The following is a 13,957-nucleotide window of genomic DNA, read 5'->3' as shown; positions in this document are numbered from 1 at the left end:
TGTCAGCATTAAAGAATTGCTTAAATTGCTTCTGTAAGGAGATAATCGTCATCGGCTTCACTATTGATGTAGGTAGTTTGTTTGGCGACGATTATCTGATCATAAATGAAGCCTTTTTTCTATCTAAATAAACAAGTTAGCTCTTAAGATCCTGTCTATGAGGCCATGTATAAGCACTCTTTTGTTAGAAACGAATAGCGAGCTGACAGGGTGCTATACCCCATCAGCTCGCATTGAATTATCACTATTTTAGGATAACCCTCTAACCATTATTGACGTCTTGGTGGTGGTGGCGGAACTTCCTCTTCCGATAGACCACCGCTTCCATCTGCGTCTAGTTTATCAAAGTCATCGGCGAGTGGACCTCTGAGCTCTTCTAATTGTAATTCGCCATCACCGTTTGCATCCATTTCTTCAAAGCTTGGCATTTCTCTTGGGCCTTCACGGCTTTCAGCACACGCTTGAAGCGCGAATGTCGATGTCAGTAAAAGTAATGCCGTCGTGATTTTGTTCATCATTTAATTCCTATTCGTAACCAAATATAAGTGTAATTCTTTGACGCAAATAGGTTAGCGATCAAATTAGCAGAGAAAATGGATAAATCTAGGAGATGAAAGTTAGCGCTTAACTTTATAAGAGCATCAGTTCATCAGCCCATCAAGTCAGGTTGTTTAAACCTCCATTGTTTCTACATAGTTTCCACATTTTCTATTTTTATCCTAGTCCATTATTGAACTCATGAATTTAATGCCTTTAGCAATAAAGGCAGAAAGCTATCGTTGGTATTGAAATGGATTATTTTTTAGGAGCCGTAGAATGAAGGCAATGGTAAAAAAATCAGTCGTTGTCTCTTCTACGTTGTTGGTTGCTTCTTATAGTAACGCTGCGCTTTATAGGGTGGTTTTGGAGGAATCACCAGTAGAAACGGAATCGGTGTATGGGGTTGCAGTTGAACCAGAGCTTGGTACAACGGATTGCTTTAGTACCAGTTGTGGTGACACCGATTACGCATTCGCAGGGGAAGCTCAAAATGCAGAACCAGGTTTTTCCTTTAAAGAGGAGGTCCCTTTTGGTATCGATAACACGTTCTACTATTTGGATTATGACGATATCTATAGCTACTGCACAAGTGAACTTGGCTACGCGACTTGTGAAGCTTGGAGTTCTTTGTTGTGGTATGGCGATGAGGATGCAGGCATTGGAGGCTTGAGAAATGAGCGTGATGCATATTACGAGCTGAGCTATCAGACGAATTCCACGGCTTTCTATGACTCTTATTCGTTAAGTGATATCCCTGATGTTGGCAGTAATCCACCTGATGTGAGCAGTTATAGTTATTCCTTTGTTGATGGAACAGAGGAGAAGGTGATCACTAAAGTTGACGAGAATGGTTTTGTTCTTGGTAACACCAGCAGTGGTTATTACAGCTATAACAACCAATATATTCAGTTGTATAGGCAGCGTGGTTACTACGATACAGGCACTGAATTTACGGTTCTCCAACCTGAAGCCGATACCAGCATTACGATCAGCGATGCTGACGGCGAAGCGAATATAATCTCCCAAATGGGAAGAACGATGGCTTTTGACTCTTTCAGTTATGGAGGGGAAAGCTATGTGGTCGGAAGCGCGTCCGTTGCGACTTTTTATTACAGTGATGAGTATAAAGATTATGACTCTCCGTACACATCCGACAGTGATGCTGAGGATCTAGATAATTGTATCGATGAAGATATTGAGCCTGCTTTATATCCAGAGTGTCAGAACTTTGCTTTTGCTAATCGAGCTTTTGTCTGGAATATAACCGATGCGAATGGTCCCAATGATGATGGAAACCGTTTTGCAGTATCCGATTGGGAAACCAGTTCGACCTATTACTCTTACAACGATGATGAAGCTTCAGCACAAGCGAGTGTGAGGGCTGCAACGATTTCGTCTAGAGGGACATATAGCTCTTATCCTGTTTTAGTTGGTTACAATACAGAGCTAGATGATTCTGATAACTTTCTTATGCAGGCTGCTGTGTTTAGGCCAAGCAGTACGTCAAATTTCAGCGTTTCGGAAAATGCTTGGACGACGACATTTATCGCTAATGCGACGGTAGAAGTGAGTGATTCATACATCCACAGTAATTCTGTCGCAACAGACATTAATGAAAACATGATGGTTATTGGTTATGCAAAAAGAGATGGTGATTATCCGTCGGATCGTGTGTCTGATAATCGTATGTTCGTCGCTGATGCGAATGACACAACGCCAACAGCCACATTCTTCGCAAGTTTAGGTGAAGACATTTTCTTTGACAGTGCAGAGGGAAAAGCAAGTGAGATCAACAGCTACAATGAAATCGTTGGCTATGTTGACGCCGAAACTCACGCTGAAGTAGACGGACATGAAAGAAGGCATCGCGGCTTCATTTTCCCTTATAACGACACTGGTACCGATGCTGATAGACGTGCAAGATATAATGATCAAGCTTGGTGGTTAGACGACCTAACTAACGGTGGTGACGACAGTGATGCCAACAACCACTTTAGAATATTGGACGCAACCGACATTAATGACGCGGGTGTTATCTCAGGGACGGCAATACAATGTTTTGCGAGTGAAAGTAGCTCCTCTTCTATGGCTTATGATTCAACCGCACACTTTGCTTATTGTAATGATGGAGTAGGTGACGAGAGGGTGGTGGCTGTAAAACTTATCCCGATATCTGGAGCAACAAGTGAAGACATTGCTGAAAGAAGTGATGATAGCGCTGAAGATGTTGAACGTAGTGGTGCCGGTACCGGGCTATTGGTGCTTATCAGTTTAATGTCCGTGCTTTCAGTTCGCTTGAAAAAGTCTCGTTCTGTGATTGCCTAAATTGATGACGTGCTCACGAGAGAAACAACCTCTATTTGACCGTCAACCATTAAAGTAATGGGTTAGGTTTGATACTTCGTCCCATAAGAATACCGCTGGGATATGAAGCTTTTTAAAAGAGCATCACCTGTTTTGTGATGCTCTTTTTACGTTCAACATACACTTATCTCTTTCTGCTTTAGCCAAAAAAATCACTTGTAACAATTAAGTAACATCTCTTGCTTTGCTGTAAATCAAACCACCACTCTTCAATCCCTTGATAGCACTCACTTTCCTGTTGTGAGGGTTTGTGTGTAACAATTATTTTACAATTTGACGGGTTTTTAGCGTTATTGCCCATTTCCTTCGATGCATTCCAATCTTTCCGCTTGTGGGCCAAATTTAATTAAGGACAAAAAACACGTAATACAAAACCAATAGGTACAAGGAGAAAGTTCATGGTGGATACATACAACCCGCTTGGCACGGATGGATTCGAGTTTGTTGAATACACGGCCGTTGACCACAAGGGAATTGAGCAACTTAAAGCACTGTTTGTGTCACTTGGTTTTGCTGAGGTCGCCAAGCATCGCTCAAAAGAGGCTTGGCTGTATCGACAAGGTGACATCAACTTCATCGTTAATGAACAACCGCACAGCCAAGCGGAAGCGTTCGCTAAAGTGCATGGGCCATCGGTGTGTGGCATGGCGTTTCGTGTTAACGATGCAACCACGGCAATGACGCAGGCGTCTAGCGGTGGTGGTGAAGAGTACAAGACAGAAATCGGGCCAATGGAGCTGAGCATTCCTGCTATTTACGGTATTGGTGAAAGTTTGCTTTATTTCGTAGACCGTTACGGCAAGCAGAGCATCTACGACGTTGATTTCCGATTCTATGATGACGCGCAAGAGCGCATGGCGAAAGCCGACGTAGGCCTTTATGAGATCGATCACCTCACGCACAACGTGAAACAAGGCAATATGGATCTGTGGTCTGGTTTTTATGAGCGTATCGGTAACTTTCGTGAGATTCGCTACTTCGACATTGAAGGTAAGCTGACAGGCCTTGTGAGCCGTGCCATGACCTCACCGTGTGGCAAAATCCGTATCCCTATCAATGAGTCTTCCGACGACAAATCACAAATTGAAGAGTTTATTCGCGAATACAACGGCGAAGGTATCCAACACATCGCACTCGCCACGGATGACATCTACAAAACCGTGAAGACTCTGCGTGATCGTGGCATGGACTTTATGCCAACCCCAGATACCTACTATGAGAAAGTTGATGATCGTGTGAAAGGCCACGGTGAAGATACCGATCTGCTGCGCGACCTACGCGTTCTGATTGATGGCGCACCGACCAAAGACGGCATCTTGCTGCAAATTTTCACGCAGACGGTAATCGGGCCTGTGTTCTTTGAAATCATTCAGCGTAAAGGCAACGAAGGCTTTGGTGAAGGTAACTTCAAGGCGCTGTTTGAGTCGATTGAAGAGGACCAGATTCGTCGAGGAGTATTAGACGATGCATAAATGGATCTCGTTTCCTCATCGGGAAGGAGTGTGCTCTAAACAAGCGCACGCCGATTTTCCCGAAGAGGCAATTTATGAGCGAGAGGCGGGCCGAAGTGGATTCTTCGGCCCTGCCGCTCATTTTCACCACCAACATGCCCCAACAGGTTGGTCGGAGTGGGAGGGCGATCTGCGCCCTCGCGCTTTTGATTTTACGCTGGTGGAAAAAGCCAGCCAGATAACCCCTTGGGCGGTGCCTCATCTTTTGCACAATGCGGACTGCAAAATCCGCGTGTGGCGCATGGACGAGAAGATGGACTTCTTGGTACGTAATTCCGACGGGGATGAGCTGCTGTTCATTCATCAAGGCAGCGCCGATCTCTATTGTGACTATGGTCATCTAGCGGTGAGTGAAGGGGATTACGTGATGATCCCGCGCTCAACCAATTGGCGCTTGGAGCCAAGTGAGCCGATGTTCATCTTGATGATTGAGAACACAGACGCGGCTTACTCCTTGCCAGAGAAAGGCATGGTCGGCAATCACGCGGTGTTTGATCCGGCGGTGCTCGACATACCTTCTATCAATGAGCAATTCCGCGCTCAGTATTCAGAAAATCAAACTCAGGTTCAGGTGAAACGCCACGACAAAGTCAGTGTGATCACCTATCCGTTCAATCCATTGGATGCAATTGGCTGGCATGGCGACTTAGCGGTGGTGAAAGTGAATTGGCGCGATATCAGACCGCTGATGTCACATCGTTACCACTTACCACCGTCTGCACACACCACCTTTGTTGGCGCAGGCTTTGTGGTGTGCACCTTTGTACCACGCCCGATTGAGAGCGATCCAGGTGCGTTGAAAGTACCGTTTTATCACAACAATGATGATTTTGATGAAGTGCTGTTCTATCACGCAGGTGACTTCTTTAGCCGCGATAATATTGAAGCGGGTATGGTGACTTTCCACCCGGCGGGCTTCACTCATGGGCCTCATCCTAAAGCCTTTAAGGCTGGGCAAGCGCATAAGAAAAAGTTCACCGATGAAGTCGCGGTGATGATCGATACTCGCCATGCGCTGCAGTTCTCTGGTGAACTCGATAGCGTTGAGAACAAAGAATATGTCTACAGTTGGCAAGACACGGGTTTGCAAGAGACAGGTTCTCAAACCATGGCTGACGATAAGAAGTAAGGGACAAGGATGAAATTAGCAACCAAGAAAAATGGCACTCGCGACGGTCTATTGATGGTCGTAAGTAAAGATCTTAAACAATGTGTAGCTGCCACCGAAATTTTCCATGCGATGCATCTAGCGCCAACCATGCAGGTAGCATTGGATAACTGGGACAGCGTGGCTTCTCAGTTAGAAGAGTTATACACCTCGTTAAACAACGGGCATGTGACTGGCAGTGAAGTGTTTGCATCTCAGTATTGTGAATCACCTCTGCCACGCGCATATCAATGGGCTGATGGCAGTGCTTATGTAAACCATGTTGAACTGGTGCGTAAGGCGCGTGGTGCTGAAATGCCAGAAAGCTTCTGGGTTGATCCATTAATGTATCAAGGAGGCTCAGATGCGTTTATCGGCCCTCGTGACAATATCGAATTTGCCAGCGACGAGTGGGGCATCGATTTCGAGGGTGAAGTCGCGGTTGTCACCGGAGATGTGCCAATGGGTGCTAGTGCTAAGCAAGCGCACGATTCGATTCGTTTACTGATGTTGGTGAACGATGTGTCACTGCGTGGCTTGATTCCAGCAGAGCTCGCGAAAGGCTTTGGCTTTTTCCAGTCTAAGCCTTCTTCGGCGTTCTCCCCGGTCGCAGTCACACCTGACGAGCTTGGCGAACAGTGGAAAGGCAGCAAGGTACATTTACCGCTGATATCGACCTACAACGACCAGCCTTTTGGTTGTCCGAATGCCGGTATAGATATGACTTTCAATTTTGCAGAGTTGGTTGTGCATGCAGCTAAAACTCGACCATTATCGGCGGGCGCGATCATAGGTTCAGGCACGGTTTCTAATAAACAAGGCACTGACCATGGCACCTCGATTTCTGAAGGTGGTGTGGGATATTCATGTATTGCTGAAGTACGCATGATAGAGACGATTCGTGATGGTAAACCGTCGACTCAATTCATGTCGTTTGGTGACTCGATCAAGCTTGAGATGCTTGATGCGGCGGGTGATTCCATTTTTGGCGCGATAGACCAAAAAGTGAGCCAGTATCGAGCGCTATAATCCACGTAATAGGGTTTCAGTATGAGCGAGAGCATCGTGAACAAGAACATTATACTTTACGGTTACTGGCGCTCTTCGGCTGCCTATCGGGTGCGTATTGGATTAAACCTAAAGCAACTCAACTATGAGTCTAAATCGGTCCATTTGGTGCGTAATGGCGGCGAGCAGCATGATCCACAATATCGCGAACTCAATGCCAGTGAATTAGTGCCGGTGCTGGTGGATGGTGAAGTTCAACTCAATCAGTCGCTGACGATCTTGCAATACTTGGACGAAAACTATTTGTGTGAGAGCAGCCCAGACTCCTTGTTGATTCCAGAGCAAACACCATTGCGCTATCAAGCGTTGGCAATGGCTCAGGATATTGCGATAGAAATTCACCCTCTGAACAACCTGCGCGTGTTGCAGTATTTGGAGCGGGAATTGTCGTGCGAGCAAGAGGCGAGAATGGACTGGCTTCATCATTGGATGAACCAAGGTTTCCGTGCTCTAGAAGAGAAACTGGCAAAGCACAGAAAAGCACACGGTGATTCGGTGTATAGCCTCACCGATTCACCATGCATTGTCGATATTTGCTTGGTGCCACAGGTGTATAATGCGCTGCGCTTTGGCGTTGATATGTCGCCTTATCCGTTGATTAACTCGATTGTTGAAGCGTGTAATCAGTTACCCGCTTTTATTGAGGCGATGCCAGAGAATCAAGCGGATGCGAATGATTCCATGTAGATTCACTGATGTAAACGCAAATACTTTTCCCTTACGCTACCAAAACCGTTTTTGGACTATTCTGTTCTAGCCTGATTGCTCATTTAGCAATATACGAATATCTTCACGTATTGGAAAGTCGCTTGATTGAGTGTGCAGTTTTATTGGTGCAGATTAGTATCAATGAAACGGGAGAAGTCATGATCATTAGTATACCAACCGGAGAACGCGCCTCCGGTTGGTATGTTGTTACATCGAAAATATAATCAAGCTGTTACCACTTATACTTCCAACCCGCTTGAGCTAGATAGAATTTCTGGCTGTTGTCTGAACCACTGGTTAGGCCCGCAGACTTAGACTCATCCCACTTGGTTTCTTCGTAAGCCATACCTACCCACAACGTTGATTTAGGGCTCAGTTTATAGTCGATATTCAAACCTAAACGCAGCCCGTCGTCTGTCTCATTGACGACGTTGTAGTTGTTTGACGCATCATAGATTTTCTCGTTGATGAAGTAGCGGAAATAAGGCATCACGCTCCATTTGTCATTAATTTTAGTTGGGAAGTACCCACGAATCTGGTTTTGTTCCCAGTTCTTGTTTTGGTCGTTATCCCAAGTCCAATCGGTGTATAGGTAGACTTTTGCTGTGAAACTATCACTGTGTTTATACGCAAAACCATGCTCCGCTTCCCACTCGTAATCGTTCTCTCCTACGAAGCGATCATAGTAGTAAAACGCATCCCAGTAAGAGAATGAGAGTTTATCGGTGATCTTAAACTCACCACTAGGCATTATCCAGTACAGGTTGTGGCTGCCACGAGCATCTGTTCCCGGTGCAGAGTCGTTAGATTCTTTTCGGTATGTAGCGTTCAGATTAAAGACCACATCATCGTTGCGAACTAAGTTACGAGTCGCACCAATCTGAGTACGGTTTCGTTGAAACGAGTTATCTGTGTTATTTAGATCCTCAGTGATCGAACGGCGCGCCACTTTATGTTCAAGAAAATAGCTCCATTTGGAGTTAGGGCTATTAATGAATAGCTGTGCGACTGGGGTGAGTTTGTCTATCACTGCATTGCCATCAGGGTCTCTGTGCCCTTCAAACTTTTCCATTTCCATGTAAATGTTCGACGCAACGTTCCACTCAGAGGTAAAGTTTTGGGTTAGCTCTTCCGTTTCAACTTTTACGGCGTTGTCTTCAGTCGCAAGCGCGAGACTAGGTAGAAGCAGTGCTAGTAGGGTAGCTCCAGACTTTTTATTTATCATTTTTATTATTCCTAGGACGAATTATTGGTAGTTCACTGAATGGCCGAATGGGTAAATAACGTCACCGTTGTCATTTTTTACATCTACTGGAAGAGTTCCTGTTGGTGCGTTCAGAGGCAGTCCCGTTTGAGGGTTTAAAAACAAGGTGCGAATACCAGAGCTAATGTTTGCTTCAAGTGAATTGCGGTCATTGTTGGTCACGTCGAACCCTGTGATACCGTAAGTAGCGATGTTCGCTTGTACACCGTCTACATGGGCAATGTCGTAAGGATTACGCGTTGAAATCATCACCAGTTTTTTGCCTTCAGCGTTCGCGATATCTACGATTTTCTGAGCATTTGCCGCGTGGCCCATTAGGTTGTATGTCGACATGATAATCAGATCGGACTTTACAATGGTGCTACGAAGCTCATTTTCATTTAAGTTATCTTCCATTAATTCCGCTTTCTGCTCGCTAATGAACATTGGGTGATTACCTGTCTCTTGTTTCACAACGTTCAGGTACTTGGTTACAAGTGCATTGCGGCTATCTTCATCAGAAATAACTAGGATATTGCTGGCTTCACTTGGATCGACAGGCAATACATTATTTTGGTTTTCAATAAGCGTGATTGATGCATCAGCGACCTTTTTCTCTTCAAGTTTGTTCGCTTCAGAGCCTACTGAGTCGATGGCAAACTGTTTGTCTGTGGTTTGGTAAATCAGACCCATTTGAAGCTTTTTCTTTATAACGCGAGTTGCGGCTTCTTTCATACGCTCAAGGAACTCTGGATTGGTTTCCATTTTGTCTTCTAGGTAGACAAATAGGCTTTCCAACTGTTTGATTTCATCTCGGTTGGTAATTTGAAGCGGCATCAAAGCAATATCAGCACCGGCGTAAAGTGAAGCGTGAACTGCGTAGTTGCGATCAAAGTTGTCAGCGATGGCCCCCATATCGAGCGCATCGGTCACAATTAGCCCATCAAAGCCAATTTTGTCACGTAAAACCCCAGTCAAAATAGGTTTGGAGAACGTTGCAGGGATTAGCATTTCTTTGTCACTTAAGGTCGCTTGGATCATAGTGTCATCCACGCTTGGTAGCGTCACGTGCGCTGACATTATGGAATCGGTACCGTGCTCAATCGCGTACTTAAATGGAGCGAGGTCGATCGCTTCCCACTCTTCTCGTGAGTAGCTGACTTCTGGTAAATCGTAGTGTGAATCGACGCTCACGTTGCCATGCCCAGGAAAGTGCTTCAGTGCACTGATCACGCCAGCTTCATGAATACCATCCATGTAGGCGGTAGACATTTCATTGATCACATCAACATTGCTGCTGTACGAGCGCACACCAATGATCGGGTTGTTCTGGTTCACATTGACATCAACCACAGGGCCGAAGTTGTAGTTAATGCCTAAAGCGGACAGCTCTGAGCCGTGAATCTTGCCAGCAACGTAAGCATTGTTCGCGTCACCAGAGGCAGCTAGCGCCATGTTTCCTGGCATCTCTGTGCCATTCTGCAATCGAGTGACGTAACCGCCTTCTTGGTCAGTCGCGATGAGAAGAGGTAGGTTACTGCTCGCCTCTTGCAAGGCATCAGTGAACTCGACGATTTGATTCGAATTCACTAGATTTTGGCGAAATAGAATTACACCGCCGATATGGTAGTCGGTGATCATCGAGCTTATGTCATGGTTAATTCGAGTTACAGGGATCTCTTCATCGGTGTATGGTTCTTTGCCCCACGAGCGAAAATCCATCATCAATGTTTGACCGATTAACTCTCTGTTATTCATCGTACTTACGACGCTTTCAGCGTATTTTTCTGGTTGTTGCTGGTACTGCTCTAGGTCTTGATTACTGAATTTATTCATGCCACTCGAACAACCCACAACAGACAATACTACTGTACTCAAAATGATCTTATTCAATTTCATCACTGCTTTTACCTAAGTTAAATCAACGTTTTTGGAACCAAACATGTACGTAGCAAAGAAACCCACGACATACGAAATAAGAAGACCAATAACAAACACCGCCATCCCTGCAAAAATACCGCTGTTAGAAGTCATTAATGGCACAGCGACGATACCCGATGGGCCAAACACTGTATTTAAACCGACTGGCATCCCTAAGTAAGAGACCAATCCAATAAAGAACCCGCCTGCTGCACCGCCAATACAAGCGGTAACAAACGGTTTTACTCGTGGAAGTGTGACGCCGTAAATCAGCGGCTCACCTATACCCAACAAACCAGGCACAATAGCCCCTTTGACTTGAGTGCGAAGAAGAGAGTCTTTTTGGGCTTTGAAGTACAACGCCATTGACGCGCCGACCTGACCGCCACCCGCCATCGCCAAGATTGGGAACAGAGAGTTAAAGCCTTGCGCTTCCATAAGTGCAAAATAGACAGGAACAAACCCTTGGTGAATACCAAACACGACAGAGATAAGAAATAGGCCAGCCAGTAAAGCGGCACCAAATGGGTTGTCGTTTAAGTTAAGGAATAACCAAGACATGCCTTTGAACAACTCGCCACCAATCGGCATGATCAACAAGTAGGTGACCGCGCCCATAATGAGAAGCGTGACGACAGACGTTAGGATCATATCGAGTTCATCGGGCATGTATTTTCGAACCAGTTTCTCTACGTAAGCACCGGTGATTGCCGCGAGTAATACCCCAATGATGTTGCCACGCGGGTCGATAGAGAATCCGAAAAACTCATTCATCCCTGAGTAGACGCCGGACGTGGCGGTTGGGTCATATCCCAAGACGAACAGTGAAGCCAGAATCGCCCCGTTAACGCCAGAGCCGCCAAAGGCTTGCTGGGCGTTATAGCCAATCAGAATGCTCAAAAAGGCAAAAAGGCCGGTACCAAATACTTTCATGTAGGCAACAAGGTCTAACAGCGACTTGCTTGGTTCTTGATCGATAATGTAGGTCTGCTCAAGTAAGGTTGCAAAACCAAGCAACAGACCCGCCGCGATAAAGCCAGGGATTAAGGGGGTAAAGATGGTAGCGAACTTACTAAGAAATCGCTGTACTCCACTGGTTTGCTTGCTCTTCATTTGCTTTTTTTGTTCAGCCGCAACCGTAGACAAATCTTCCTCTGCATTAGTTTGTTTTACGGTCGCTTCAGGCTGCTCAAGCATCAAGCTGTTCATCAGCTCAGAAGCTTGTTGCGCTTTACCTGGCCCAAGAATGATCTGAAGTTGTTCGTCACTCTCTACCACACCCAGAACGCCTGGGGTTTTCTTGATGGTATCCAGAGACGCTTGATTGATGTCTACGAGGGCTAAACGTAAGCGGGTCATGCAGTTCCCACATTTACGAATGTTGCCACTGCCGCCAACGGCCAACAGTAAAGCTTCAATCATGGTAGGCGTTATTTTTGCCATTTGAATTACCTTTTATAACTGAATTTAATTATTCGTCGGCGAGTGCAGTTCGGATGAAACCACCGCTTTTATTGAGTCGTGCACAGGCTTCTTCGGCGCTGATGCCAGCCAAAATCATGAGAATTGCGGTTTTGCAGTTGTTATTACAAGCGTTAAGCGCATATTCAGCGTGTTTGCTGTCAACTCCGGTTGCTTCAATAACAATGTTGATTTGACGTTGGACTAGTTTGGCGTTGGTCGCCTCTACATCAACCATCAAATTTCCAAACACTTTCCCACTGCGGATCATGGCGCCGCTGGTCAACTTATTGAGAACCAATTTCTGAGCGGTACCGGCCTTCATTCTTGATGACCCAGTCACCACTTCAGGGCCGACAACTGGAGTAATCGCAATGTCTTCGGAATTTGCCATTGGAGATCCGGGGTTACATGAAATTGACACAGTGGTCGCTCCGATGAATCGAGCATAGGTGAGGCCACCCAACACATATGGAGTTCGACCGCTCGCGGCTATTCCGACGACTACGTCTGACTCTGTTAGCGCCAACGATTTTAAATCTGCTTGTGCGAGCGCAGGATCATCTTCCGCGTTCTCTACAGCTTTTAAGATGGCTTGGTGCCCGCCAGCAATAACGCCAATGACTTGTTCAGGGCTCGTGCCATAAGTCGGTGGGCATTCGCTTGCATCTAAAATGCCTAAGCGCCCAGAAGTGCCAGCGCCGATGTAGATTAATCGGCCACCTTTTGCAAAAGCACTTGTGATCGCGTCAACGGCTTTTGCAATGTGAGGAAGGACTTCTTCTACGGCTAACGCAACACGTTGGTCTTCTTTGTTGATGACGGCTAGCATGTCAATTGTTGATAGCTTATCAATGTCTGCGCTTGCAGGATTGCGGCTCTCTGTAACCAAACGGTTCAAATCGATCTTCATTACTTGTTCTCTTACCCAATACAAACTGAGGGCGATACTAAAGAATAAAATATTCCGTTTGAGTGATAAAAATCACAGTTAGAGTTATTCTGAAGTGGTGATTTAGGTGGAATAATTGTGATAAATTTATACTAAATCCCAGGCATTCCGACTTAATTGGCGGTTTGAACTGAATATTAATTATTCTTCATTAGGAATATTTTATTCTAAAATAATCGAGGTGAAATGTGTCAGTCGTGAATAAAATTGTCAGCCGTCGTACTCAGCTCTCTGCCAATGCGAGAAAAATTGCGGATTGGATAACATCAAATGTGGAACAGGCAGCCTCATTGACAAGCCAAGAACTGGCGCAAGCGACCAACGTGAGTCAATCAAGTATCGTGAAATTTACGCAGCGAATTGGTTTTAAAGGCTACAGTGAATTCAAGTTAGCGCTGACGGAGGATATAGGTCGAAAGCACGCCATTCAAACCACCCCACTGCACAGTAATATTCTGGCCGATGACCCATTCAGCGTTATTTCTCAAAAGCTTGTGCAAGAAAAAACCGATGCGATGATCCAGACAACCAATGCGCTGTCACTTGATACCTGCACGGAAGCTATTCGACTGTTAGATGGTGCCAATAGAGTGCAAGTCGTAGGTATTGGAGGCTCAGCACTCACGGCAAAAGAGTTTAGCTTTAAATTGCTGAAATTAGGCATTACCGCTTTAGCAGAACAAGACAGTCACGTTCAGATAGCGATAGCCCGTACGCTTACCCCGCAAGATGTCCAAGTTGTTATTTCGTTTTCAGGGGAAAGAAAAGATGTGTTAATCGCCGCAGAAACAGCAAAGGAGCAAGGTGTTAAGGTCATCGCTCTTACCTCCGCTCGTAAAAGTAAACTTCGAAGCATCGCGGATTTATCCTTTGATACGATTGCTGATGAAAGCCAATACCGAAGTTCATCGATAGCATCCCGAACAGCTCAAAACATTATTACTGATTTGCTGTTCATTGCATTAGTGAAGCAAAGAGATGAATCAGCAAGACAGCTTATTGATGACATCAACTCAGATATTCGTCAGGTTTCGCATAGATAA

At 45.5% G+C, this 13,957-nt stretch carries 11 protein-coding genes; 6 read left to right on the top strand and 5 right to left on the bottom strand.

Annotated features, from left to right (window positions below; all coding sequences use genetic code 11):
* Positions 1-269 precede the first annotated feature (269 nt).
* Positions 270-515: a hypothetical protein gene (locus AB4558_RS20585; protein ID WP_017072318.1), complete on the bottom strand. Its 246-nt coding sequence runs from the start codon at positions 513-515 to the stop codon at positions 270-272.
* A gap of 301 nt (positions 516-816) precedes the next feature.
* Here AB4558_RS20585 and AB4558_RS20580 point away from each other — a divergent pair, with 301 nt between their 5' ends.
* From AB4558_RS20580 to maiA, 5 genes are all read left to right on the top strand, one after another.
* Positions 817-2,865: a DUF3466 family protein gene (locus AB4558_RS20580; protein ID WP_372159061.1), complete on the top strand. Its 2,049-nt coding sequence runs from the start codon at positions 817-819 to the stop codon at positions 2,863-2,865.
* A 437-nt stretch (positions 2,866-3,302) separates the two neighbouring features.
* The gene (gene hppD, locus AB4558_RS20575; RefSeq protein ID WP_372159060.1) at positions 3,303-4,376 is read left to right on the top strand and encodes a 4-hydroxyphenylpyruvate dioxygenase; all 1,074 of its coding nucleotides are present in this window, start codon (positions 3,303-3,305) and stop codon (positions 4,374-4,376) included.
* Positions 4,369-5,544 (top strand): homogentisate 1,2-dioxygenase, encoded by a 1,176-nt coding sequence (locus AB4558_RS20570; protein WP_372159059.1) that lies wholly within the window; start codon positions 4,369-4,371, stop codon positions 5,542-5,544. The genes hppD and AB4558_RS20570 overlap by 8 nt, the downstream gene beginning before the upstream one ends.
* 9 nt (positions 5,545-5,553) lie before the next feature.
* Complete coding sequence (locus AB4558_RS20565) at positions 5,554-6,591, top strand: fumarylacetoacetate hydrolase family protein (protein ID WP_372159058.1); 1,038 nt, start codon at positions 5,554-5,556, stop codon at positions 6,589-6,591.
* Positions 6,592-6,612: 21 nt separating this feature from the next.
* Positions 6,613-7,317: a maleylacetoacetate isomerase gene (maiA, locus tag AB4558_RS20560; protein ID WP_372159057.1), complete on the top strand. Its 705-nt coding sequence runs from the start codon at positions 6,613-6,615 to the stop codon at positions 7,315-7,317.
* Between the two features lie 253 nt (positions 7,318-7,570).
* Here the strand turns inward: maiA and AB4558_RS20555 are convergent, their stop codons facing one another.
* The 4 genes from AB4558_RS20555 to murQ are packed head-to-tail and all read right to left on the bottom strand — an operon-like array spanning position 7,571 to position 12,875.
* Complete coding sequence (locus AB4558_RS20555) at positions 7,571-8,563, bottom strand: OmpG family monomeric porin (RefSeq protein ID WP_136982537.1); 993 nt, start codon at positions 8,561-8,563, stop codon at positions 7,571-7,573.
* A gap of 21 nt (positions 8,564-8,584) precedes the next feature.
* Positions 8,585-10,480: a glycoside hydrolase family 3 protein gene (locus AB4558_RS20550; protein WP_372159062.1), complete on the bottom strand. Its 1,896-nt coding sequence runs from the start codon at positions 10,478-10,480 to the stop codon at positions 8,585-8,587.
* 12 nt (positions 10,481-10,492) lie between these two features.
* Positions 10,493-11,944 (bottom strand): PTS N-acetylmuramic acid transporter subunit IIBC, encoded by a 1,452-nt coding sequence (murP, locus tag AB4558_RS20545; RefSeq protein WP_372159056.1) that lies wholly within the window; start codon positions 11,942-11,944, stop codon positions 10,493-10,495.
* Between the two features lie 28 nt (positions 11,945-11,972).
* On the bottom strand, positions 11,973-12,875 hold the full coding sequence (gene murQ / locus AB4558_RS20540; protein ID WP_136982536.1) for an N-acetylmuramic acid 6-phosphate etherase: 903 nt from the start codon (positions 12,873-12,875) through the stop codon (positions 11,973-11,975).
* Between the two features lie 227 nt (positions 12,876-13,102).
* On the opposite strand from murQ, the gene AB4558_RS20535 reads away from it, so the two are divergent.
* The gene (locus AB4558_RS20535) at positions 13,103-13,957 is read left to right on the top strand and encodes an SIS domain-containing protein (protein WP_017065115.1); all 855 of its coding nucleotides are present in this window, start codon (positions 13,103-13,105) and stop codon (positions 13,955-13,957) included.

The organism is Vibrio sp. 10N.222.51.C5 (assembly GCF_041474575.1).
GTDB lineage: Bacteria > Pseudomonadota > Gammaproteobacteria > Enterobacterales > Vibrionaceae > Vibrio > Vibrio crassostreae_C.
Note: the sequence above shows the minus strand (reverse complement) of the source record. Positions and strands in the feature narration are given on the sequence as shown.